This window comes from Mycolicibacterium sichuanense, assembly GCF_033741125.1.
Classification (GTDB): Bacteria; Actinomycetota; Actinomycetes; order Mycobacteriales; family Mycobacteriaceae; genus Mycobacterium.
Map to the genome: position 1 here is coordinate 155,492 of NZ_JAWQPU010000002.1, position 23,233 is coordinate 178,724.

Here is a 23,233-nt window from a genome sequence, read left to right on the forward strand (position 1 = left end):
AGCGATGCCTGGCGCGGACGTCGCATCCGGCAGCTGCTCCCTGGACTCGACGCTACGCGGCATCGCCGTGCGCGCTCATTGGTCCAGGAAGGTGATGTTTGCCTCGAGCTGATTGCGGGGCACCTGCAGGAAGTTGGCGGGGAACGCGGGATCGGGGTAACCGACCGCCAGGCCGCACAGGATGCGCATCTCCTGGCCGATGCCAAGCTGCTCTCTCAGGGTGTCGGGATATCCGGCGATCGACACCTGGACGCAGCTGCCGAGACCGCGCGCGGTCAGCGCCAGCAGCAGCGTCTGCAAGAACATCCCGACCCCCAGGGCATCGACGTGGTCGAGGTCGCGATGCATGCAGACCACCCCGGCCAGCGGGGCCCGGAAGAACTCCCAGTTCCGCCGGACGGCGATCCGCCGGGCTTCCGGGTCGTGCCGGGGCACGCCCATCGTGCCGTACAGCAGCGCGCCGAGATCGCGGCGGAAGTGGTCGAACTCGGCGGGCAGCGGCGGCACCTTGGGCGCACCGGCGTCGGCCTCTTCGAGCAGGGCTTCGACCAGGCGGTCGCGGGCCGGACCGGAGGCGAACACCACCCGCCACGGCTGAATGTTGGAGTTCGACGGGGCGCGCATGGCGAGCTCCAGCGCCTCGGTCACCAGCTCCATGGACACCGGTCGGTCGCGCAGGAACAGGCGCGTCGAATGTCGTTGGGCGATGGCCTCTTCGAGATCGTGCACGCTCTCAGCCTCCTCGGCTCAATGGTCGCGGACGACCAGGACGGTCTTGCCGGGCCGCCGATGCGGGCCCGTCTTACTCGCGAAGGCAGCACGCCCGTCGGCCAGCGTGAAGGTGGCGGCGATCGCGACGTGCAGCCGATCCTCGTCGACGTAGGAGGCCAACCTGGCCAGCTGCTCACGATCGGGGCCGACGATGAAGAACGTTGCCTGCACGCCGAACTCCTCGGCCCTGCCCTCGGGCGGCGGGGCCGACAGCGTGACCAGCCGTCCGCCCCGACGCAGCACCGCGAACGAGCGCTCGAGCGTCGAACCGCCGACGGTGTCGACCACGACGTCGTAGGCTTCGGTCTGGACGTCGAATGCCGTTGTGCGCGTGTCGATGACGTGGTCCGCGCCAAGGTCGCGCACCAGGTCGCCGGCGTCGCTGCGAACCGTCGCGCTGACCTCGGCGCCGAGGATGCCCGCGAGTTGCACCGTCAGCGCACCGACCCCGCCGGCACCGCCGTGCACCAGGACGTGCTCACCCGGTTGGACCCGCGCGTGGTCGACGAGTGCCTGCCAGGCCGTCAGCCCGGCCAGCGGGAGGGCCGCCGCCACTGCATGCGACACCGTGGCCGGACGGGCCGCCAGATTCGCGACGGGGAGCGCCACGTACTCGGCGGCCGCCCCGTCGCGGTCGAAGGGAACCAACCCGTAGATCTCGTCGCCGACGGCGACGTCGGCCACCCCGGGACCGAGGGCCGACACGACGCCGGACACCTCGTGCGACGGGATGATCGGAGTGCGGTCGGTGCCGTCGCGCAGCCACGTCTCCTCCCAGCCGAGTTCATCGAAGGTGATGGCTGCGGCGTGCACCGCGACGAGCGCCTCCCCCTCGGCGGGCACCGGCACCGGCGCCCGCTCGACGTTCAGCATCTCGGGACCACCTCGCCGGTGCGCCCGCAGCGCGGTCATCTCGGTCATCTGAGCCTCAGAATCCCTTGGCCGCGAACCAGTCCAGGGCCACCTCGGCCACGTCCCGCCACCCGTGATCGATTGTGAGGGAGTGACCGCGACCGGGGAAGACGTGGAAGTCGGTGTCGGAGACACCGTTGACGGGGGTGTCGGAGACACCGTTGACGGGGGTGTCGGAGACACCGTTGACGGGGGTGTCTGAGACGCCCTTGGCGTACATGCCGAACACCTCCTTGGTGACCTTCAACGGCACGGTGTGGTCCTCGGTGCCCGACGTCAGCAGCAGTGGACCACGATCGACGAGGCGGGTGTCGACCCTGGCGGGTGAGTTCTTGGAGAGATTCGCCGTCGCGGCCTCGAACAGCGGTAGACCGGGCCCGGGGATGGTCCACAGCTCGTGCAGCCGGTTGGACTCCTCCACGGAGAGGGCGTTGCCGAATGCATACCGAAACTGCCTGAGGTTCAACGACACCGTGCGATGCCGGTTCGCCGGGTTGCTCAGCACGGGGAAGGCCGAGCGCAGCTGGGCCAGCGGCAGCGCCTTGACGCCCTTGATGGGAGCCGGGTCGATGGCGACGGCGGCGGCCACCAGACCAGCGGCCAGCAGCTCCTGGGCGATCAGTCCCCCGAAGGAGTGCCCGACGGCGATCGGCTTCGCCTCGTGCCGGCCGTCGGCCGAGCCGATCACCGACGCGTAGTGGTCGACGATGGTCCTGATACCGACGTCGTCGAGAGCCTCGGGGTTGGCGCGGGTGGCTGCGACCGTCTCACCGTCGCCTGGCCAGCCGGGTGCCGACACCCGGTAGCCCCGCTCGGTGAAGAGGTCCAGCCAGGGCTGCCACGCGGTGGAGTGGATCCACAGACCGTGGATGAAGACGACGGGGTTGGTCTTGGTGCTCACGTCGGTTCCCTTCTTGATGGCTCGGTCTTGACGGCTGGGCGCGGTTTCGGTGCGGGGTGTCAGAGGGTTGGGACGTAGCCGCCGTCGATGCGGACGTCGGAGCCGGTGGTGTTGCCCGACCGGCTGCCGGCCAGGAAGACGGCGAGGTCGGCGACCTCCCGTGCGGTCGTGAATCGGCCCGTCGGCGCGCCCGCGGACACGGAGGCGATGACGTCGTCTGGCGTGGTGACACTGGCGCCGGCGAACTTGGCGGCCACCCCATCGGGGGCAAGCCACAGGTCGGTGGCCACCGGACCGGGGCTGATGGTGTTGACCCGGATACCTTTGGGGCCGAACTCCTTCGAGAGACTCTTGGCGTAGTTCGCCAGCGCCGCCTTCGTGGCGCTGTAGTCGACGATGTTCCATTCCGGCAGCGTCGCGTTCACCGAACCGATCATGACGATGGAACCGCCACCGCGGGAGAGCATCTGGGGAATGGCCTCGCGCGAGGCGCGGACGGCCGACAGGAAGTTCACGGCCAGCGCGGCGTCCCACTCCTCGTCGGTCACCGAGAGGATGCCGTCGAAGCGCGTGGCCACCGCACCGGCGTTGTTGATCAGGACGTCGGCACCCCCGCGCTCGGCGGCCGCCGCCAGCAACGTGCTCGGGCCGCGAGGCGTCGCGAGGTCGGTGGCGATGAAGAGGGCCGATCCGGCGGACTCCAAGGCTTGCAGTTCGGGGGTGTTGTGCCGGGCGCCCGCAATGACGAAAGCCCCGGATTCGGCGAATGCCTGGCTGACCGCCAGACCGATGCCCTTGCTGGCGCCGGTCACGACGACCACTTTGTCGGTGAGGTACATGTCCATGTTGCCCAATCTGCCTTCTCGGTCGCGGCGTGAACATCGGTCAAATGACTGCACCCGGTTTCCGCGAGTGACTGCATTGCCGTACAACGGGTGGTGTGCGCGCGGGTACGGGCCTGGTGGGTCGCGACATCGAGCTGGCGGAGCTCGCGCGCTTCCTCGAGGAAACGGGCGCAGGTGCACTGGTCGTCACCGGTGAGGCCGGGGTGGGAAAGACCGCGCTGATGGGTGAATTCGGCGCCCGCGCCGCCGCGAACGGATGGCGGGTATTGCGAGCGATTGGGGTGGAGGCAGAACAGCCGTTCGCCCTCAGCGGGCTCAATCAGATGGTGTTCGGACTTCGTGACGAGCTCGATCGGCTGGACTCTCGCCAACGCGAGGTCCTGGCGCCGGTCTTCGGCGGTGACCCCGTGACGATGCCGTCGCCGATGCCGCTGGCGCTGGCCGCGCTCGAGCTGCTCCGGGTCGCCGCGACCACCCAGCCGGTGGTGCTGCTCGTCGACGACGTGCAATGGCTCGATGACACCAGCCACACAGTGCTGAGCGCGATGGGGCGTCGGTCGACCGAACCCCGGGTCCGCATCGTGGCCGGCTATCGGAGGCAGGCCGGCGCCGACTTCGCGACGGCGGGGTGGGCCGAGATGTCACTGGGACCGCTGGGTGACGACGATGCTGCGGTGGTCGTCGATCGCATGGCGCTGCCGCTGAATGCCGTCACCCGACAGGCTATCCTCACCTCCGCGGCCGGTAATCCGCTTGCCCTGGAGGAACTTCCACGTCATGCCCAGCAGGTCGACGCATGGGTGACGTCCCTTCCGCTGACCGATCGCCTGGTGACGGTGTTCGGCGGACGGTTGCGCCGACTGGACCCGCGAGTCCGGACGGAGTTGCTGCGAGCGGCGCTCGACGGCGTCCGGGCGAGCCCATCGGCCGAATCGGGTCCGCGGTATGCGATGGTCGACGTCGAATCCGCCGTCGATGAAGATCTGTTGGTGGTTGATCCGTTGGGCGAGATCACCTTTCGTCATCCGCTCGTCCGGGCTGCGGTGATCCACCAGGCCAGCGCCGCCGAGCGCCGCGAGGCTCACGCTCACCTCGCGCGACTGTACGGCGACGTGCTGGTCCGCCGCGCCAGTCATCTCGCCGCGGCGGCGACGGTTCCCGACCAGTCGGTGGCCGACGTGCTCGACGACGCCGCCCGGCAGTCGATCCGGCGCGGGGGTGCCGCCGTCGCGGTCGACTGGCTGCGCCGGGCGGCCGAGCTGTCCACCGATCCCGCCCGTCGCGACGCGCTGCGGGCAGAGGCGGCGTTCGTCGCCGCGCAGGCCAGTCGATTCGATGACGCGCAGGCCCTCGCCGGTGAGAGCGGAGCCGACGCTGCCGACCCGTCGGAGTCGGTGGCCGCGGCGCTGACGGGTGCGTACCTGGCCCTCTACCGCGACGGTGAGGTGGCGGGCCCGCACCGCCGCATCCTGACGGTCCTCAAGGCTGCCGACGCGATGGATGACGCGACGGTCACGCGGCTGGCCAAACTGCTGCTGGCGATCACGCAGTACGCCGCCGACCCCGAGCTGTGGCAGCAGACCGACGACGCCGTGGATCGGATCGTCGATCGGGTGGATGCGGTGACGCTGCTGTACCGCGACGCCTGGGGTGACCTGACGCGGCGCGGACACTCTGTCCGGGCCAGGCTGGCCGAGTACCGCGACGCGCTGAACGCCCTGGAGCCGTGGGAGGTGATGCGGCTGGGCGTGACCGCGTATCACGTCGACGGTCTCGCCGACTTCCGGGCCGCGCTCACCCGGCTGTTCGAACGTGAGCGGGACCGCGGGGCCGTCACGAATGCCATGACCATGCTGCACCTGCTGGTGCTCGATCAGATCGCGGCCGGACATTGGGACGCGGCGAGGGAGTCGGCGCGACTCGGGGTCGAACTGACCACTCAGCATCGCAACGAGCTGTTCCGGCTGCAGTTCGTCGTCTATGACGGCCTGCGAGCGGCGAGCGCAGGTGACGCCGAGGTGGCCAAGCGATGTGCGGCGGAGGTCTCGGCCTGGGCGGCGCCGCGAGGGCTCGGACTGCTGCTGGGCTACGTCACGCGGATCGACGTGCGGGTGGCATTGGCCGGTGCCGACTACGAATCGGCCTTCGCCGCGGTGTCGCGCATCGGGCCGGCCGGCGAGTTCGCGCCGTACGACCATCAGGCTCCGGACGCCGTCCTGGACTTCGTCGAGGCGGCCGTGCACACCGGGCGGATCGACGAGGCGAGGCGGCACGTCGCGGCGGCCGTTCGGGCGGAGCTGGGGGAGAACTCGCCACGGCTGGCCGCGCTGATCACGGCGACCCGCGCGATGACCGCCCCGGACGACGACGCGGGAGAGCTCTACGCGGCGGCGTTGGCGCAGCCAATTCTGGCGGGATTTCCCCTCGAGCAGGCCAGGATTCGACTCGCGTACGGCATGTGGTTGCGACGCAGGCGTCAGCCGACCGACGCGCGCGATTCGCTGCAGCTCGCGGTCGCCGCGTTCGAGTCGCTGGGCGCGGCCCGGTGGGCCGACCGCGCCCGCACCGAACTGCGCGCCGCCGGAGCCGGGGTCAGGCGCGCCGGGCCCGACGCCGTCGTCCTCAGTGCGCAGGAACGCCGCATCGCCGAGCTGGCCGCCCAGGGGCACTCCAACAAGCAGATCGCCGCGCAGCTGTATCTGTCCCCGCGGACCGTGGGCGCGCACCTCTACCGCATCTTCCCGAAGCTTGGCGTGACCAGTCGCGCCGGTCTGAGCCAGGCGCTGCGGGACCTGACCGGCCGGTGACGCCCGGTGCCGGGTCGCGCGCGCTCACTCGATGATCCGTGGCACCTCCGCTAACCTGGTGACACGCTGATCGCCCATCGCACGGGAGCACGCACAGATGGCCATTCGAGTACTGCCCTACGTCACCATCGAGGTCGATGATCGGCTGCGCCGACGGGTTCGGTACGCCGCGGACCGGGTGCGGATCAACGTCCGCTCGTATTTGTTGAGCGCTGCCGACGACGTGGATTCAGCGGTGGACTCCGCGGGCATCCGGGTGCGGACCCTGTGCGACGCCGCGGTCGACCGCGTCGATACCGTCGCCGCCAGGGTGGGCGAGCGCATCGATCCGGCGGCGCGCCAGGACCCCGAGCGGGTCGCTCGGGTCGAAGTGGGCTAGCTCCGCCTCTACCGTGTAGTCAGCGGCGTCCACCGGGACCGCCCGCACCACCGATGAAGGGTGTCGAGGACGTTGTTGGGCCACGGACTGGTCGTCCTCTTCGCGCTGTGTTCGGCAATCTGCATGGCGGTCGGCATCGTGGTGCGCCAGCGCGCCACGATGGACGTCCCCGCCGATCAGAGCGTCAGCACACGCATGATCGTCACGCTGGCGCGACGGCCGATCTGGTGGGCAGGCACCGGCGCCGCCGTCGCCGGCTACGTCTTCCAGGCGCTCGCCCTGGTGAAGGGCTCGCTGATCGTGGTGCAGCCGCTGCTGGTGTCGGCGCTGCTGTTCGCCCTGCCGCTGAGCGCCAAGCTGGCCGGGCGCCGCGTCACCCGCCGGGAGTGGTTGTGGGCCGGGCTGCTGACGATCGCGCTGGCGCTGTTCGTGCTCCTCGCCCATCCCGGCCCGCCGGATCGGGCGGCCTCGCTCCCGGTCGCGGCGCTGGTGTTCGGCGGCTGCGGCGTGGTCATCGTCGTCTGCGTCCTGATCGCCCGCAGGCTGGAGGGCTCCGCGAGCGCCGTGCTGTTCGCGGTGGCCGTCGGCGTGCTCTTCGGGGTGGTGGCCGTGGTGACGAAGATCGTCATGCACCTGCTCAATCAGCGCGGTGCGCTCGGTCTGCTGGCCACGCCGGCGCCGTACGCGCTGATCGTCCTCGGCGTCGTCGCGACGCTGCTGCAGCAGTCGGCGTTCCACGCGGGCGCACTGCAGACCTCAGTGCCGACGATGCTGGTCCTGGAACCCGTCGTGGCCGTATGCCTCGGCGCCGCGGTGCTCGGCGAGGCACTCGACGTCAACGGCTACGAGCTGGTCGCGCTGGTGCTGGCCGTCGCCGCGATGACCGCTGCGACGTTCTCGCTGGGCCGCGGCGAGGGGGCCTACGAGGCCGAACTCGAGATGGAGGCGGCCCGCTCGCCGGTGTGAGGGCCCCGGCTCAGCGTTCGGTCGGCGAGAACGTCGACGTGTAATAGGTGACGCCGTTCATGGTCGGCTGGTCGTCCTCGGCCTCCGGGATCGCCTCGAATCCGTGACCGGCGAGCAGCTCGCCCATCGGGGTGCCGACCGAGGTCCAACCGCGCGCGGCGAGGTACTCCCCGACGTCGTGGCGCTCGCCAGTGAACGTCAGCTCGGAGAAGTCGAGGTCGAAGCCGTGCTCTCGCCACTTGGCGGTCGACTCGCGCATGCGATCGCGGGCCTCGTCGGCGTCGAAGGCCGCGGTGTTGGGCACGGCCTCGCTGCCAAGCCGGCTGCCGGGCGCGCTGAGCGCGGTCACGGTGTCGAGCAGTCGGTCCTGGGCCTCGGGCGGCAGGTAGCCGTAGAGGCCCTCGGCGATCCACGCCGTGGGCTCGGCGGTGTCGAAGCCCGCCGCCTTCAGCGCCGTCGGCCAGTCCTCGCGCAGGTCGATCGCGACCGTGCGCAGCTCGGCCCTTGGTTCGGCGCCCAGCCCGGCCAGCGTCCCCATCTTGAATTCGATCACGGTGGGCTGGTCGATCTCGAAGACCGTCATGTCGGCCGGCCAGTCCAGCCGGTAGGCGCGGGCGTCCAGGCCGGAGGCCAGGATGACGGCCTGGCGGATGCCGGCGGCGGCGGCGTCGGCGAAGAAGCCGTCGAAGTACCGCGTGCGTGCCGCCATCGCGGCGGGCATCTGAGCCAGCCCCCACGTCGTGCCCTCGGCGTCGACGTCGGCGGCGGTCAGCTCGCCCGTCGCCCAGCGCGTGAGGAAATCCACCCCGACCGCGCGCACCAGCGGCTCGGCGAAGGGGTCGTCGATCGCGCCGTCGGCGGTCGCGATGGCACGGGCCGCCGCCACCATGGTCGCCGTGGTTCCCACACTGGTCGCCAGGTCCCAGGTGTCGTCATTGGTCCGCGCCATCGTCAGCCTCTTTCGTCGAATTGCTTAGCTCTCGTAATCAATCATGCCACGGGTGGGCTTGCTCACAGCGAACTGGCAGGTCAGAGATTTGGGGCATATCTTTAGTTTTGCTAACGTTGTGCTCATTCGTCCGGGCAACGACGCCCATCCGAAGCACGCACACCCAACAGCACGTAGGGGTTTCCTCATGTCGAACGAAGAGCGCGAAGCGCGCCTGGCGCGCCGCATCGCCGACCTGTACTCCGACGACGAGCAGTTCGCCGCCGCAAAGCCCGACGACGCGATCAGCGCCGCCGCCGCCCAGCCCGGTCTCGGCCTGGCCGAGGTCGTCGAGACCGTCGTTCGGGGTTACGCCGACCGGCCCGCCCTCGGGCAACGTGCCGTCGACTTCGTCACCGAGTCCGGCCGCACCACCGCCAAGCTGCTGCCCCGCTTCGACACCATCAGCTACGCCCAGCTGTGGGAGCGTGTGCAGGCCTTTGCCGCCGCACTGCGCGACCAGCCCGTCGAACCGGGTGACCGCATCGCCATTCTCGGCTTCACCAGCATCGACTACACCGTCGTCGACACCGCCACCACGCAGCTCGGCGCGGTCTCGGTGCCGCTGCAGACCAGCGCACCCCACGCACAGCTGCAACCGATCGTCGCCGAGACCGAACCGGCCGTGATCGCCTCCAGCATCGACTACGTGGACGACGCGGTGGAGCTCACCCTCGCCGCCGAGCGGCGCCCCGCCCGGCTGATCGTGTTCGACTTCCTACCCGAGGTCGACGACCAGCGCGAGGCGCTGGCGGCCGCCACGGCTCGGCTGCAGGACACCGGCGTGGTCGTTCAGACCCTGGCCGACGTCCTGACCCGCGGCCGCGGGCTGGATGCGCCCCACGCCGTCACCGGAGAGGGCGACGACCCCATCTCGCTGCTGATCTACACCTCGGGCAGCACCGGCGCGCCGAAGGGGGCCATCTACCCCGAGTCCAAGGTCGCCAACATGTGGCGCACCGCCGCCAACACCCACTGGGACGACAACCAGGGCGTGCTGCCCGCGATCGCGCTGGCCTTCCTGCCGATGAGCCACGTGATGGGCCGCGGCGTGCTCTACGGCACCCTGGCTGCCGGCGGCACCGTCAACTTCGCCGCCCGCAGCGACCTGTCCACCTTCCTCGAGGACCTGGCGCTGACCAGGCCCACGCAGCTCAACTTCGTCCCGCGCATCTGGGACATGCTCTATCAGGAGTACGTCAGCGAGGTCGACCGCCGCGGTGGCGACGAGGAGCAGGTCATCGCCGACCTGCGGCAGAGCCTGCTTGGCGGGCGCTTCGTCACCGCGCTCACCGGGTCTGCGCCCATCTCGCCGGAGCTGAAGTCGTGGGTCGAGGCCTTCCTCGACATGCACCTGCTGGAGGGTTACGGCTCCACCGAGGCCGGCGCGGTCTTCGTCGACGGCGTCATCCGCCGTCCTCCGGTCATCGACTACAAGCTGGTCGACGTGCCCGAGCTGGGTTACTTCGGCACCGACCGGCCGCACCCTCGAGGCGAGCTGCTGATCAAGTCCGAGCAGCTCTTCCCCGGCTACTACAAGCGGCCCGAGGTCACCGCCGAGGTGTTCGACGCCGACGGTTACTACAAGACCGGTGACATCGTCGCCGAGCTCGGTCCCGACCAGGTCAAGTACCTGGACCGGCGCAACAACGTGCTCAAGCTCTCCCAGGGCGAGTTCGTGACGGTCTCCAAGCTCGAGGCGGCGTTCACCGCCAGCCCGCTGGTGCACCAGATCTACATCTACGGCAACAGCGCGCGACCGTACCTGCTCGCCGTAGTCGTTCCCACCGAGGACGCCCAGAACCGTTACGACGGAAGCGAACTCAAGTCCGCGATCAGCGCGTCACTGAAGGACGCGGCCCGCACCGCGGGGCTGCAGTCCTACGAGGTGCCCCGCGACTTCCTCGTCGAGACGACGCCGTTCACCGTGGAGAACGGTCTGCTGACCGGTATCCGCAAGCTGGCGTGGCCCAAGCTCAAGGAGCGCTACGGCGCCGACCTGGAGCAGCTGTACGTCGACATGGCCGAGGGGCAGTCGGGCGAGCTGCGGGCACTGCGCCAGAGCGGTGCCGACCGGCCCGTACTCGAGACCGTCACCAGGGCCGCCGGCGCACTGCTCGGGGCGGCCGCCTCCGACGTGCAAGCCGACGCCCAGTTCACCGACCTCGGTGGAGACTCGTTGTCGGCGTTGACGTTCGCCAACCTCCTACACGAGATCTTCGGCGTGGACGTGCCCGTCGGCGTGATCGTCAGCCCGGCCAGCGACCTGGCGTCCATCGCCGCCTACGTCGAGGCGCAGCGGGCCGGCGGCAGCAAGCGGCCCACCTATGACGCGGTGCACGGTCGCGACGCCACCGAGGTGCGCGCCAGCGATCTCACCCTCGACGTGTTCCTGGATTCGGAGACCCTGCACGCCGCGGCGTCACTACCGGGTCCGGCGTCGGAGATCCGAACGGTATTGCTCACGGGTGCAACGGGATTCCTCGGCCGCTATCTGGCCCTGGAATGGCTGGAGCGGATGGACCTGGTCGACGGCAAGGTCATCTGCCTGGTCCGGGCCAAGGACGACGCCGCCGCGCGCGCCCGGCTGGACGCGACGTTCGGCGCAGTCGATTCCCCGGACGCTTCGCTCCTGCCCACCGGTGGCGACCCGAAGCTGCTGGAGCACTACCGCACCCTGGCGGCCGACCACCTCGAGGTGCTCGCCGGGGACAAGGGCGAGGCCAACCTCGGGCTGGACGATGCGACCTGGCAGCGCCTGGCCGACACCGTCGACGTGATCGTCGACCCGGCCGCGCTGGTCAACCACGTGCTGCCCTACAGCCAGCTGTTCGCGCCCAACGTGCTCGGCACCGCGGAGCTCATCCGCATCGCGCTGACCACCAAGATCAAGCCGTTCGTCTACGTATCGACGGTGGCCGTCGGTGCGGGGATCGACCCCGCCGCCAACACCGAGGATGCCGACGTCCGCGTGGTCAGCGCGACCCGCAAGGTCGACGACGGCTACGCCAACGGCTACGGCAACAGCAAGTGGGGCGGCGAGGTGCTGCTGCGCGAGGCCAACGAGCAGTTCGGCCTGCCCGTCGCGGTATTCCGCTGTGACATGATCCTGGCCGACACCACTTATGCCGGACAGCTCAACCTGCCCGACATGTTCACCAGGATGATGCTGAGCCTGGTGGCGACCGGCGTTGCGCCGCAATCGTTCTACGAGCTGGGCGCCGACGGTCAGCGGCAGCGGGCGCATTACGACGGCCTGCCCGTCGAGTTCATCGCCGACGCGATCTCGACGCTCGGCGTGCGGGTCGGCCCCGGTGGCTTCGAGACCTACCACGTGATGAACCCCTACGACGACGGCATCGGCATGGACGAGTTCGTCGACTGGCTCATCGAGGCGGGTTACTCGATCGGTCGGGTCGAGAACTACGGGGAATGGCTGCAGCGTTTCGAGACCACGCTGCGCAGCCTGCCCGAGAAGCAGCGCAACGCGTCGCTGCTGCCGCTGCTGCACAACTACCAGACCCCCGACCACCCGATCAACGGGTCGATCGCCCCGACCGACCGGTTCCGCGCCGCGGTTCAGGAGGCGAAGATCGGGCCGGACAAGGACATCCCGCACGTCTCCCCGCAGGTGATCGTCAAGTACGTCACCGACCTGGAGCTGCTGGGTCTGCTGTAGGCGCCCAACTCGTAGGTGGGGGGCCTAGGGGTTGATGGTGTTCTCGCCGATCTGGCGTCCCCACACGGTCTCGGTGGCCAGCGGCTGACCGATCTCGAGGTGGTTGTAGGGCGCGATCGACGCACCGGTGTCCATCACCAGGTATGGCATCGGCCACAGGTCACGGGTCACCGGCTGCCAGCAGCCCGGCTTGCCCTCGGGACCACCGCGGGCGTTCACCCGGGGCAGGTTGTCGGGGTAGACGTACGCATTGCCGGCGCCGAGCAGCTCGTCGCGCAGGTTCAGCGAATAGCCGTTCATGCCGCCGCCGAAGTAGGAGAACGCCGGCTCGACGTCGTGGTAGTTGCGGATGGTGCAGAACAGCTCCGGGCTGTACTCGTCGAGCAGCGCGCTGGTGGGCAGGAGGTCGGCCGAGCTGCGCACCAGATAAGGGCCCGCCTTCTCGAAGACCTCGCCTCCGGTGTTGCCGAAGCCGACCGACGCCATCAGGGCCGCATCGAGGTCACGCTGGCGGTCGTCGAGCGTGCGCGCGGTGGTCACCGCCCCGGCGAGGCCGTCGAACAGGTCGGGTGCCGCACCGGAGTAGACGTCGGCCAGGTCGGCCAGGCGCTGGTCGTCCTGCTGGATGCGGGGCATCAGCGGGTTGACGTCGGCCAGGATCGCGTTGCCGTTCTCGATGGACTGGCCGAAGCGCTTGCCAAGGCCGTCCAGTGCCTGCGCGGTCGCGGTCAAGGTTTGGTTCAGCTTGATCGGGTCGACCTTCTCGGCCACCGAGACCACCGTCTCGAACAGGGTGTTGAACTCGGTGCTGGTGGACGTGGACCGAATCGGCGTGGCGGCAGTGGCCCGTGCAGCGTCGGGCTGCCGCGGCGAGGAGAACGCCACGTACTTGTTGCCGAACACCGTGGAGGCCTTGATCTGGGCGTCGACGTTCGCCGGGATCAGCCCGGCGAACTGCCGCTGGACGTCAAGGGTGACCTTGGCCATCGGGGTGCCGTCGACGTCCACGGCGTCGACCGCCGCGACGCGACCGATCTCGACACCGTTGAAGGTCACCTTCGAGCCGAGGTCCATGCTCAGACCCGAGCGGGCGGAGAGAAGTGTCAACGGCGTGACGTCACGGAAGACGCCACGGAACTGACACCAGACCAGCGTCAGCACGACGATCGCGATCAGGAGGACGACGATCGCCGAGGTCTTGACCGGCGGGTCGTGCCGCCAGTGCCGGAAGCGCGGCTCCAGCACCGCGAACGGGGAATGCACCCATTGATCCCTTCGGCCCGGTCGACCACGCAGCGGTACGACCGTCCCACTGTTCCAACTGGTTGGTTGGGGCGCAATCGAAAGCCGGCAAATGCGTGGGTGATCACGTCATGGCCTCGAATATGGCGTGTGCCACAGTGATCGGATGCGACCTCAGGCGTTACCGAACCCGATCAGGCTGTGCACCTGCGGCAGGGTGGCCGTCGTCGCGAAGCCTGGGGCAGCGGCGCAGACCGCGGGCACCGCATTGAGCACCTGCATCGCGGTCGCGACGTTCGCGGCGTTGACGTGCTCCACCATCGACGCGTCGCGCTCGAAGCTGGCCAGAGTCAGGAAGTGAGCGCGCATCGAGGGATCGCCCTCGATGGTCAAGGTCCACCCGTGCTGGGGCTTGGGCCAGTGGGCGGGGTATTCGTTGCCGACCGTCCACAGCGCCTCGATCTCGACCAGCGGGTGGCCGTCGCGCCGGCCCACCCAGTTCCACCGCTGCCCGGCGGTGGTGCCGGCCTGCAGGACGTGGTCGAAGACCTGGTGGTCGTGCTCCGCGGCGACCGCCTCGACCGTGGCCGTCACCTCGTCGATGCCAGCGTGCAGCGCGTCGGCCAGCAGCCACACCTGCTCGGTGAAGATGGAGCTGTTGAAGGCGAGGAAGTCGTTGGTGTGAACGCCGATCTCGTCGACGGGCGCCCCGAAACGCATGTTGTCGAACGTGATCGAGGTGCTGTCGTAGGCCGACCAGTCCGCGCGCTCCTGAAGCCTCAGCCCGTCGATGGTGCGGCACATGCCCGACAGCGCGAGCGGCAGGGCACCTGACACGTTGCCCGGGTTGAGACCGCAGCCGTGCACGCTGGCGTTGCCCGCCAGGCAAGCGGCGAGCACCCGGTCGCGGTCCGCCAGCCGAATACGGTTGGGGTGGAACAGGAATGCCGTCGTGACGACGTTAGTGCCACCGGCCAGGATGGCGCACACCTCGTCGATCGAAGTGAGGCGCGGCGTGTAGACCACGCAGTCCGCGTCGAGCGCCAGCACCCGCGCGACGTCGGTGGTGGCAGCAACGCCCACCGGTGCGCGGCCGATCAGCGTTCCCGCATCGGCGCCGTCCTTGCTCGCGGAATAGACCTTGACACCGGCCAATTCGAGCCCGGACCGCGAATCCAGCACGGCGGCCAGCACCTCCCTGCCAACTGCGCCGGTACCCCATTGCACGATGCGAAGAGCCATGTCCTCACACTCGCATGTCGGCCCTACCGGCGTCCGCGAATCAGGCGTGCCAGGACGACCAGTGCGTGACCTTCACCGCGATCACCGGTCCGTCCAGTGCGACGCGTTCGTACTGCGGGTACTCCCGGCGCAGCGCCGCATACCCGATCGCCATCTGCTCGCCGCTGTGGTGAACGGCCGCAACGCCGTCCACGCGCACCCACCACAGCTGAGTCCAGTCCGCGTCGTAGTGGTCGACCAGCAGGCTCACCCTGGGGTTGGCGGCGATGTTGGCCAGCCGGCGCAGGCGGTGCGTGGACTTCCGCTTGGCGTCCACGGCGGTGTACACCGTCGACTCCCCGCCGACCGAACGCACCGCGAACACCACCGGCACCGCGTGCGGAGCACCGTTCGCCCCGACCGTGGCGAGCACCGCGACCGGCGCCGCGGAGAACGTGGCCGCCGCGTCGAACTCCGTCACGGCCGCCTGTTGCCCGGCATCTGCGGATGCACGCTCATCGGTGACCGGGTCACGTTGATCTCGGGCTTCTTCGTGGGTTGCTGCGGGGCCCGCACGACGGGCGCGAGGTTCACCTCGGATGCCGTGGGAGGCGGTGGCGGCGGAGGTGGGGGAGGCGGTGGCGGTGGAGGTTCGGCGGGCGAGGTCGCCGGAGCCGTCGCCGTGGTCGGTGCGGGCGACGCATCGGGCCGGTCGGCGGGCGCGTTGCCTGGCGAGGATCCGGTGAAGGCCAGCAGGACTACCGAGACGACGAGCGCGACGGCGGCCAGCGACACGGCTACCAGGCCCACGGTTGCCGGACCGGTCCGATACCACGGCGTCGGTGCCGGCTTGAAGTTCCAGGTGCTGGCGTTGAACGCGTCGAACGTCTGGCCGGGAGGGGGCGGCTCGACGGCTGCTGCGTCGTCCCACGCGTCGTCGGCGGTGCCGTCCTCGGCGTCGTGGCCGACCGGGTACCCCCCGTCGAAGTGGCCGTTCACCTGGGGCGCTTCGACGTAATCGCCAGGCACGACCTGCACCGGACCCGTGTCGACGTCGTCGTCGGCAGGGTCGTCCAACCGGGCTTCCTCCGGGGCCTCGCTTTCAGCCACTCTCTGATGCTAGGCGTCGACCAGCGCAAATGTGTGACTGCCTGCCGAATTCGCCCGGCGCGCCCGGCAACCTGGCTGGCCATCGGCCGAACCCCTGCCGCGGTGACGGCCTGCCGGTAAGGTCCCCAACCGAGGTTGGTCCGTTCACCCGCGTGATCGTGTGCGTTGGCCCCAGCGTCACCGTCGCGACTCCCGCCCATAAGAAGGTTCGCTCATGACCGCGTACGTGTCTCCGCTCGTGACCGATGTCGTGACCGCGCAGTCGGCCGACCGGGCCGAGATCGGCTGACTTCGCTGCGCACCATCCGAGGTCGCCTCGCCGACGCCCTGCCCCTGCTGCCGTTCTTCGCGATCGTCGGCATCTTCCTGATCGTCCCGACCGTCACCGTGATCACCAGCGCCGTGATCGAGGACGGCCGGTTCTCGCTCGACCGGTTGGCTGCGTTGTTCTCCGAGACGGCGCTGACCGCACTGGGCCGCAGCGTGTTCCTCTCGGGCAGCACCGCGGTGTTGGGCGCCATCCTTGGTGCGCTGCTGGCCTGGTTGATCGTCACCCGGCCGGCGACGTCGATGATCCGGCGCGGAGTGCTCTCGCTGTGCAGCGTCCTGGCCCAATTCGGCGGCGTCGCATTGGCGTTCGCATTCCTGGCCACGATCGGGCTGAACGGGGTGTTGACGTTGTGGGTGCAGCAGCACTTCGGCTGGAACCTGGCCGGTTCGGGCTGGTTGTACGGTCTGCCCGGATTGGTGTTGGTGTACACCTACTTTCAGATCCCCCTGATGGTCATCGTGTTGCTCCCCGCGCTCGAGGGCCTGCGCGAGCAGTGGCGCGAAGCCGCGGTCAGCCTGGGCGCCTCGACGTGGCAATACTGGCGCCAGGTCGCCGTGCCGCTGCTGACTCCTGCGTTCCTCGGGGCGGTACTGCTGTTGTTCGCCAACGCCTTCGCCGCCTACGCCACCGCCGCAGCCCTGGTCAGTCAGGGCAGCCCGATCGTGCCGCTGCTGATCCGCGCGGCACTGACCAGTGAGGTGGTGCTCGGACAGTCCGGGTTCGCCTACGCCCTGGCACTGGAGATGATCGTCGTGGTGGCCCTGGTGATGGGTGCCTACAGTCTGCTCATTCGCCGGACGTCGAGGTGGCTGCGATGACGGTCCGGATCGTCAGAACCGCGCTCTGGGTGGCGTTCGCGCTGTTCTTCCTGTTCCCGCTGTACGCGATGGCCGACTTCTCCACCCGCAACCTGCTCAAGGGCGGGCGCACCCTGCAGGCCTGGGCCAACCTGTTCACCGACGACGCGCTGTACCAGTCGATCGTCACGTCGTTGCTGCTGGCGCTGCTGACCGTGGTGGCGATGCTGGTGATCCTGGTGCCCACGATGATCTGGGTGCGGCTGCGGACGCCGTGGGCCAAGGGCGTCGTCGAATTCCTCTGCCTGCTGCCGCTGACGATTCCCGCGTTGGTCGTGGTGGTCGGACTGAAGAACGTCTATCTCTGGGTGACCTACTTCTTCGGCGAGTCCGCGCTGACGCTGACGTTCGTCTACGTGGTGGTGGTGTTGCCGTTCGCGTACCGGGCGATCGACGCGGCGCTCTCGGCGATCGACCTCGCGACGCTGTCGGAGGCGGCCCGCTCGCTGGGCGCCGGCTGGGCGACGACCATCGTGCGGGTCGTCGTACCCAACATCTGGTCGGGCATCCTGTCGGCGGCATTCATCTCGGTGGCCGTCGTGCTCGGCGAGTACACCATCGCCTCGCTGTCGGGGTTCGAGACGCTGCCGATTCAGATCGTCGCACTTGGCAAGTCCGACGGACCGACGTCAGTGGCGGCGTCGCTGGCCACCCTGTTGTTCGGATTCGTTCTGCTGCTTGTACTTTCACTCGTCACCCGACGGAGGCGTCACGCATGAGCGCGCGAGAGGGAGTCGCGGTCGAGCTGACCGACCTCACCAGGACCTACGGCGAAGTCAAGGCGCTGGACGGGCTGAACCTGCGGATCGAGCCCGGTGAGTTCGTGGCGCTGCTCGGCCCGTCGGGGTGCGGCAAGACCACGGCGCTGCGGATCCTGGCCGGGCTCGACCAGGCCACCTCGGGCACCGTCACCGTCGACGGTCGCGACCTGACCTCGGTGCCGGCCAACAAGCGCGACATGGGCATGGTGTTCCAGGCCTACAGCCTGTTCCCGCACCTGACCGCGCTGGAGAACGTGGCGTTCGGGTTGAAGATGCGCGGCAGCGCAAAGGCCGAGCGCGGTGCCAGAGCGGCCGAGATGCTCGAGCTGGTCGGGCTCTCCGAGCACGCGCACAAGTACGCCTCGGAGATGTCGGGCGGCCAGCAGCAGCGCGTGGCCCTGGCGCGGGCGCTGGCCATCCGGCCGCGGGTGCTGCTGCTCGACGAGCCCCTCTCGGCGCTGGATGCCAAGGTGCGCACGCAGCTTCGCGATGAAATCCGCCGGGTGCAGCTCGAAGTGGGGACGACGACGCTGTTCGTCACCCACGATCAGGAGGAGGCCCTGGCGGTGGCCGACCGGGTCGGGGTGATGAGCCGGGGCCGGCTCGAGCAGCTCGCCCCGCCCGCGGAGGTGTACGCCAACCCGGCCACACCGTTCGTCGCGGAGTTCGTCGGGCTCAACAACCGGGTGCCGGCCCAGGTGTCGGCGGGGCGGGCGCACGTGCTCGGCGCGGAGTTGCCCACGCTCGCCGGATCGGTCACCTCCGGCGCCGGAACGGCGATGGTGCGACCCGAGTCGGTGACGGTGGCCGCCGCCGAAGACGGTGCGGCGACGGTGAAGTCGGTGGCCTTCCTCGGCCCGATCTCGCGGGTGTACGTCGAACTGGCCGACGGCGCCGTGTTGCACGCACAGCTAAGCAGTTCTCGGGCACGGGAATTCAGCCCGGGGCAGCCGGTCACCGTGGGTGTGCAGCCCACCGAGGTGCTGGTGGTGCCGGCGACCTAACCGTCACCAGGGCGGCGCCCAAGAACGCGGATGCAGGCCCGGGCGTAGCTCGGCACAGGTCACGGCACTCCGTTGATCCCCGGATGTTGCCCGGGCGGAACGGCCGGCGTAGGCGAAGGTCACTAGACGACCTGATGGCCTGCACCGTGCCGTTCAACATCACCGGATTGCCAGCTCTGACAATGCGTTTCGGCACTAGCCGCGATGGGCTGCCCATCGGGATCCAATTGGCCGCACCCTGGTACGCCGAATCGACGGTGCTGCACCTGGCGTCCTTGCTGGAGTCGGTGAGCAGCGTGCGCGAACTACACCCCGACGTCTAGACAGACCGCCGGACCTAGACGTCCTCGACCGGCTCGATGCCCAGATCGCGGTAGGTGACCAACGCCGCGAACGGCACGTTTCGCCGCGCGAACCGGCCGGCCGCGACGTCGCCGCGGTCGACCATCGGAATGACGCCGCTCACGACGGCACCTGCCGCGACGACGCGGTCGAAGGCGATCTCGGTCGAGCCGCCGGTGCTGATGACGTCGTCGACCAGCAGGACGCGCATGCCGGGTTCGATGCGGGTGCCCTCGATCCACTGCTCGCGGCCCCGCTGCTTCTGCTCCTTGCGCACCGAGAACCAGGCCTTGCCGGTCACCATGGCGATGCCGTGCGACAGCGGATCGGCGCCCATGGTGAGCCCGCCGACGGCGTCGTACTCGATGCCGGTCTGGACGGCGAGGTCGGCGACTGCCCGGCTGACGATGGTGAGGCGCTCACCGGTGTTGATCGCGTTCTTCCCGTCGATGTAGTCGTGGCTCAGCTGACCGCTGGCCAGCCGGAACGGTTCCTCGCGGCGCTCGTAGCCGCGGGTGCGGATCAGATCGAAGGCGGCTTGCCAGGTCTCGGGGCGCTCGGACACGCGTCGATCGTATGGCACGCGGGGCTCAGCGTGCGCGCGCCCGCTCGGTCAGTTCGACCGTCGCCGAGCGCAATTGGTCATACGAGTCCAGCGGCCGGGCGTAGCCGACGCGGGTGTAGGCGATTCCGCGCGCCGTGGTGACCTTCAGGTCGAGGCCGTAGCGGTCCACCCCCGTGCAACTCGCGGAGGTGGTGTCGGGGTAGCCGCCGAGGGTCCTGGCCATCGCGGCAAGGGCGTCGGCGTGGTCGGCGTTGAGGTGCTCGATGGCGCCCGTGGCAATGGACTGCACCGGATCGGGTTGGGCCGCAACGTAGTCGGATCCGGTGGCCGAGTCCATCCGGCCGTATCCGCCCACCCAGCGGACGCGCTCGACGCGCAGCACCCAGAGGGTGAAGTCGCTGTAGTCGACGTAGTACTTCGCGGCGGGCACCGCATCGAGGTGGGCCTGACGCGCAGCGGCCAGCTCGTCACCGGAGGGCCGTTCGACCTGGCCGGCCAGGGTGATCCGGGAGTTGGCCAAGGGGTCCGCGTCGGTCGCAGCGGCGACGATGGCGATGCTCGCCCGTGGGTCACCGGCGAGGTTGCGGCCGTGCTCTGCGAGGTTGGACACGCACAGCACCGGCGCACCGTCGAGCAGGCCGTAGGTGACGAACGAGGCCCACGGGTCACCCGTCGCGGTGAGCGAAGCCAGCGTGCCGGTGTTGGTCGACGCGGCGATGGTCCGCGCCTCCTCGGCGGCCGTCGGCCGGGTGGCATCGACCGGGGGCGTCAGCGGCGGGGGAATGGTCGGGGCGTCACCGGGATCGCCGTGATCGCGTAGGGAGTCACCGGATGGCACGGCCCGAACCCTACCGCCGCCGGGGTCGTTCCAGCTGCCGCAACGTCGAACAGCTCAGTCTCAGCGGCCACCTATGAGACAATCAGATAACCACATTTCCGCAGCTCAGACGTCAAATTTAGCTGGAACGGGAGGGTTTGTGCGCAACCCCGTGCTCCGCGTCGCGCTGGTCACCGGCCTGTTCATTGCAGTGCTGGTCGTCGGCGGTGCGGGAGCGGGCGTGGCGCTCGCCGACCCCGAGGATCCGGGCACCGGGACGGGTACCGATCCCAGCGCCGAGTCGCCGACTCCCAATGAACCCCAGCCGGTCACCGGGACCACCCCGGTGCCCCAGCCCAGCATCTTCGATCTCCCGCAGACGATCGCCAACCAGCTTCGCGACATGTTCGGCAAGCCGCTCAGCATCTTCGGCAACGGCCGGGTGCCCGGCACGCACACGGTGCCCGAGACGGGGACGCCGTCGGGCTCGTCGTCGGGCAGCAAGCGCGACCGGCCCGGTGCGAAGGCGGACCCCGACCCGCCCGCCGCGACGCCGCCGGAACCCGTCGAACCCGAGCCCGCGCCGGCCAAGCGCCGAGGAACCGGAGTCGAGGTGGTGCTGCCGTTCGCGCCGCCCATCTCGGTGCCGCTGCCACCCCCGCCCGGCAACCGGGAGGTGCAGCTGACCCTGGACTTCCGCGACCCCGGCAAGGCCTATGCCTCGGTGCAGCAGACCCTGACCACGGTGAACTCACTGCTGGCCGATGCGTATGCGTCTTACGACCCGTTCCAGCCGCCGGCGCCAAGACCCCAGCCGCAGCCGACGTTCCGGATCCTGCAGGAGGGCCCCGTCCTCGATGCCGGAGTCGACGGGGGATCCGGCACCGGCACCCCCATGTCGGCCGGGTCGCCGGATCTGCCGGTGCTGCAGGCACCGATCGTCGTTCCGGGAATCGTGGCGCCGCTCGTTCCGGTACCTGCTCCGGTGCGCGGCGTGGCGCCGCCGCCCGCGGTCGCGCCGCCAGCTGCCGTGGCCGAGGCGGTCCCGCCGGCCGTGCGGGCGCCGGCTGGCCGCGAGACGGTGCGCGAACCGTTGGCCGAACCGCCGGCGGTGCGGCCGGGTACGCCGGCCGAAGCACTGCCTGCTGCCTCGCCAATGGGCACCCCCGCGGTGCGGGAGGGTTATCCGCAGTACCTGCGCTCGGCCCGCCTCGGCGAGGTAGCCACCGTGGCACTGCCCGGGCTGGCCGGTCTGCTGGCGTTGACCGTCAGCGGCGGTGCGATCGGGTACCGGCAGGCCAACTCCGGCCGCTACCTGCGCGCCGATGCCGCGCGCTTCCTGTCCTGACGGCCCGGTGACTGATTCGAAGTCACCGGTCGTGGGTAGCTTTGAAGACTGATGACAGAGTCGATGAACCTTCCGTTCGACCAGTGGCTGCCGACGCAACGGTGGTACGCCGGCCGTGGCCGCGAACTGACCAACGTCCAGGCTGCCGAGGTGGTCTCGTTGAGCGACGGTCTCGACCTCGCGCTGCTCGACGCCAGCTACGCCGACGGCACCTCGGCCCGCTATCAACTGCTCATCCGATGGTCCGACGACGCGCACGGTGACACAGCGCGGATCGGCAGCGCCGGGTCCCGCACCGCCTATGACGCGCTCTACGACCCGGCCGCCGCCCGCCAGCTGCTCGAGCTGGTCGACGCTTCGGCGGCAGTGGGTCCGCTGCGGTTCGTCAAGGAACCGGGGGAGCCGCTTCCGACGCACGCGCAGGGCCGGGTGATCGGCGCCGAGCAGAGCAACACCAGCGTCGTGTTCGGCAACGAAGCGATGTTCAAGGTCTTCCGCCGCGTCACCCCCGGCATCAACCCCGACATCGAACTCAACCGAGAGCTGGCCCGCGCCGGCAACCCGCACGTGGCGCGCCTGCTCGGGTCGTTCGAGACGACCGTCGATGGCGAGTCGTACTCGCTGGGCATGGTGACCGAGTTCGCCGCCGACTCGGCCGAGGGCTGGGACATGGCCACCGCCAGCACCCGCGACCTGACCACCGACGACGCCGGCAGTGACTTCGCCGCCGAGTCCTACCGGTTGGGCGAGGCCGTCGCGTCGGTGCACCGGACCCTGGCGGATTCCCTGGGCACCACCGCGGAGCCGTTTCCCGTCGACACCCTGCTGCAGCGGCTGCAGGCCGTCGCCGCGCTGGTCCCCGCCGTCGACCAGTACCGGGAAGTGATCGAGGAGCGCTACCGCAAGCTGGCCGAGGAGCGCATCACCGTGCAGCGCGTGCATGGTGACCTGCACCTGGGGCAGGTGCTGCGGACCCCGCACGGCTGGTTGGTGATCGACTTCGAGGGCGAGCCGGGGCAACCCCTCGACGAGCGCCGCCGGCCGGACTCCGCGCTGCGCGACGTCGCCGGCGTGCTGCGGTCCTACGAGTACGCCGCCTACCAGCGTCTGGTCGAGGATTCCGCCGCCGAGCCCGACGAGCGGCTGGCCGACCGCGCCAGGGCCTGGGTGGACCGCAACTGCGCGGCGTTCTGCGACGGCTACGCGGCCGCCGCGGGCAGCGACCCGCGGGACTCGGCAGGGCCGCTGGCCGCCTACGAGCTGGACAAGGCCGTCTACGAAGCGGGCTACGAGGCGCGGTACCGGCCGACCTGGCTCCCCATCCCGATGGCCTCGATCGCGCGGATCCTCGGCTGAGGCGTCCACCTCGGCGATAGCACCGACAGCG

At 69.8% G+C, this 23,233-nt stretch carries 21 protein-coding genes; 10 read left to right on the forward strand and 11 right to left on the reverse strand.

What is annotated here, in order from left to right; genetic code table 11:
• Positions 1–75: 75 nt before the first annotated feature.
• From SBI80_RS07590 to SBI80_RS07605, 4 genes are read right to left on the reverse strand one after another with little or no spacing between them, the layout of a single operon-like run.
• Complete coding sequence (locus tag SBI80_RS07590; RefSeq protein ID WP_318973867.1) at positions 76–729, reverse strand: nitroreductase; 654 nt, start codon at positions 727–729, stop codon at positions 76–78.
• An 18-nt stretch (positions 730–747) separates the two neighbouring features.
• Positions 748–1,683: an NADP-dependent oxidoreductase gene (locus SBI80_RS07595; protein WP_318974362.1), complete on the reverse strand. Its 936-nt coding sequence runs from the start codon at positions 1,681–1,683 to the stop codon at positions 748–750.
• Positions 1,684–1,699: 16 nt separating this feature from the next.
• Positions 1,700–2,584 (reverse strand): alpha/beta hydrolase, encoded by an 885-nt coding sequence (locus tag SBI80_RS07600; protein ID WP_318973868.1) that lies wholly within the window; start codon positions 2,582–2,584, stop codon positions 1,700–1,702.
• Positions 2,585–2,643: 59 nt separating this feature from the next.
• Positions 2,644–3,429 carry an SDR family NAD(P)-dependent oxidoreductase gene (locus tag SBI80_RS07605; RefSeq protein WP_318973869.1) on the reverse strand — a complete coding sequence of 262 codons (786 nt, stop codon included), beginning with the start codon at positions 3,427–3,429 and terminating at the stop codon, positions 2,644–2,646.
• A gap of 95 nt (positions 3,430–3,524) precedes the next feature.
• Here SBI80_RS07605 and SBI80_RS07610 point away from each other — a divergent pair, with 95 nt between their 5' ends.
• From SBI80_RS07610 to SBI80_RS07620, 3 genes are all read left to right on the forward strand, one after another.
• Entirely contained in the window at positions 3,525–6,236 is a 2,712-nt protein-coding gene (locus tag SBI80_RS07610) for an ATP-binding protein (RefSeq protein ID WP_318973870.1), read from the forward strand.
• A 97-nt stretch (positions 6,237–6,333) separates the two neighbouring features.
• The gene (locus tag SBI80_RS07615; protein ID WP_318973871.1) at positions 6,334–6,615 is read left to right on the forward strand and encodes a hypothetical protein; all 282 of its coding nucleotides are present in this window, start codon (positions 6,334–6,336) and stop codon (positions 6,613–6,615) included.
• Positions 6,616–6,687: 72 nt separating this feature from the next.
• Entirely contained in the window at positions 6,688–7,581 is an 894-nt protein-coding gene (locus SBI80_RS07620; RefSeq protein ID WP_318974363.1) for a DMT family transporter, read from the forward strand.
• A 10-nt stretch (positions 7,582–7,591) separates the two neighbouring features.
• Here SBI80_RS07620 and SBI80_RS07625 read toward each other — a convergent pair whose 3' ends face one another.
• Entirely contained in the window at positions 7,592–8,530 is a 939-nt protein-coding gene (locus tag SBI80_RS07625; protein ID WP_318973872.1) for an SAM-dependent methyltransferase, read from the reverse strand.
• Positions 8,531–8,717: 187 nt separating this feature from the next.
• Between SBI80_RS07625 and car the strand changes: the two genes are divergently transcribed.
• Complete coding sequence (gene car / locus SBI80_RS07630) at positions 8,718–12,248, forward strand: carboxylic acid reductase (RefSeq protein ID WP_318973873.1); 3,531 nt, start codon at positions 8,718–8,720, stop codon at positions 12,246–12,248.
• A 24-nt stretch (positions 12,249–12,272) separates the two neighbouring features.
• Here car and SBI80_RS07635 read toward each other — a convergent pair whose 3' ends face one another.
• From SBI80_RS07635 to SBI80_RS07650, 4 genes are all read right to left on the reverse strand, one after another.
• Positions 12,273–13,511 (reverse strand): MCE family protein, encoded by a 1,239-nt coding sequence (locus SBI80_RS07635; RefSeq protein WP_318973874.1) that lies wholly within the window; start codon positions 13,509–13,511, stop codon positions 12,273–12,275.
• Positions 13,512–13,664: 153 nt separating this feature from the next.
• Positions 13,665–14,732, reverse strand: coding sequence for an NAD(P)H-dependent amine dehydrogenase family protein (locus SBI80_RS07640; RefSeq protein WP_318973875.1), 1,068 nt, complete (start codon positions 14,730–14,732; stop codon positions 13,665–13,667).
• 40 nt (positions 14,733–14,772) lie between these two features.
• Positions 14,773–15,192, reverse strand: coding sequence for a TIGR03668 family PPOX class F420-dependent oxidoreductase (locus tag SBI80_RS07645; RefSeq protein WP_318973876.1), 420 nt, complete (start codon positions 15,190–15,192; stop codon positions 14,773–14,775).
• Complete coding sequence (locus tag SBI80_RS07650; RefSeq protein WP_318973877.1) at positions 15,189–15,821, reverse strand: hypothetical protein; 633 nt, start codon at positions 15,819–15,821, stop codon at positions 15,189–15,191. The genes SBI80_RS07645 and SBI80_RS07650 overlap by 4 nt, the downstream gene beginning before the upstream one ends.
• Before the next feature lie 294 nt (positions 15,822–16,115).
• Between SBI80_RS07650 and SBI80_RS07655 the strand changes: the two genes are divergently transcribed.
• The 4 genes from SBI80_RS07655 to SBI80_RS07670 all read left to right on the forward strand — a co-directional run bounded on the left by SBI80_RS07655 (position 16,116) and on the right by SBI80_RS07670 (position 19,097).
• Positions 16,116–16,970, forward strand: a complete 855-nt coding sequence (locus SBI80_RS07655) for an ABC transporter permease (protein ID WP_318974364.1) — start codon at positions 16,116–16,118, stop codon at positions 16,968–16,970.
• The gene (locus SBI80_RS07660) at positions 16,967–17,728 is read left to right on the forward strand and encodes an ABC transporter permease (protein WP_318973878.1); all 762 of its coding nucleotides are present in this window, start codon (positions 16,967–16,969) and stop codon (positions 17,726–17,728) included. The genes SBI80_RS07655 and SBI80_RS07660 overlap by 4 nt, the downstream gene beginning before the upstream one ends.
• Positions 17,725–18,774, forward strand: a complete 1,050-nt coding sequence (locus tag SBI80_RS07665) for an ABC transporter ATP-binding protein (RefSeq protein WP_318973879.1) — start codon at positions 17,725–17,727, stop codon at positions 18,772–18,774. The genes SBI80_RS07660 and SBI80_RS07665 overlap by 4 nt, the downstream gene beginning before the upstream one ends.
• A gap of 83 nt (positions 18,775–18,857) precedes the next feature.
• Entirely contained in the window at positions 18,858–19,097 is a 240-nt protein-coding gene (locus SBI80_RS07670; RefSeq protein WP_318973880.1) for an amidase family protein, read from the forward strand.
• A gap of 14 nt (positions 19,098–19,111) precedes the next feature.
• Here SBI80_RS07670 and SBI80_RS07675 read toward each other — a convergent pair whose 3' ends face one another.
• Both SBI80_RS07675 and SBI80_RS07680 read right to left on the reverse strand, forming a co-directional pair.
• On the reverse strand, positions 19,112–19,681 hold the full coding sequence (locus SBI80_RS07675; protein WP_318973881.1) for an orotate phosphoribosyltransferase: 570 nt from the start codon (positions 19,679–19,681) through the stop codon (positions 19,112–19,114).
• Between the two features lie 25 nt (positions 19,682–19,706).
• A complete protein-coding gene (locus tag SBI80_RS07680; protein WP_318973882.1) occupies positions 19,707–20,519 on the reverse strand; it encodes a HugZ family pyridoxamine 5'-phosphate oxidase in 813 nt (270 codons plus the stop codon).
• A 139-nt stretch (positions 20,520–20,658) separates the two neighbouring features.
• Between SBI80_RS07680 and SBI80_RS07685 the strand changes: the two genes are divergently transcribed.
• A complete protein-coding gene (locus SBI80_RS07685; protein ID WP_318973883.1) occupies positions 20,659–21,846 on the forward strand; it encodes a hypothetical protein in 1,188 nt (395 codons plus the stop codon).
• Between the two features lie 63 nt (positions 21,847–21,909).
• On the forward strand, positions 21,910–23,202 hold the full coding sequence (locus SBI80_RS07690; RefSeq protein WP_318974365.1) for a maltokinase N-terminal cap-like domain-containing protein: 1,293 nt from the start codon (positions 21,910–21,912) through the stop codon (positions 23,200–23,202).
• Positions 23,203–23,233 lie beyond the last annotated feature (31 nt).

Bases quoted from the DNA above. Each gene is read 5' to 3' on its own strand.
- SBI80_RS07690 (WP_318974365.1), top strand. From the start codon at position 21,910: ATGAACCTTCCGTTCGACCAGTGGCTGCCGACGCAACGGTGGTACGCC.
- car (WP_318973873.1), top strand. From the start codon at position 8,718: ATGTCGAACGAAGAGCGCGAAGCGCGCCTGGCGCGCCGCATCGCCGAC.
- SBI80_RS07665 (WP_318973879.1), top strand. From the start codon at position 17,725: ATGAGCGCGCGAGAGGGAGTCGCGGTCGAGCTGACCGACCTCACCAGG.
- SBI80_RS07625 (WP_318973872.1), bottom strand. From the start codon at position 8,530: ATGGCGCGGACCAATGACGACACCTGGGACCTGGCGACCAGTGTGGGA.
- SBI80_RS07605 (WP_318973869.1), bottom strand. From the start codon at position 3,429: ATGGACATGTACCTCACCGACAAAGTGGTCGTCGTGACCGGCGCCAGC.
- SBI80_RS07595 (WP_318974362.1), bottom strand. From the start codon at position 1,683: ATGACCGCGCTGCGGGCGCACCGGCGAGGTGGTCCCGAGATGCTGAAC.
- SBI80_RS07660 (WP_318973878.1), top strand. From the start codon at position 16,967: ATGACGGTCCGGATCGTCAGAACCGCGCTCTGGGTGGCGTTCGCGCTG.
- SBI80_RS07615 (WP_318973871.1), top strand. From the start codon at position 6,334: ATGGCCATTCGAGTACTGCCCTACGTCACCATCGAGGTCGATGATCGG.
- SBI80_RS07670 (WP_318973880.1), top strand. From the start codon at position 18,858: ATGTTGCCCGGGCGGAACGGCCGGCGTAGGCGAAGGTCACTAGACGAC.
- SBI80_RS07640 (WP_318973875.1), bottom strand. From the start codon at position 14,732: ATGGCTCTTCGCATCGTGCAATGGGGTACCGGCGCAGTTGGCAGGGAG.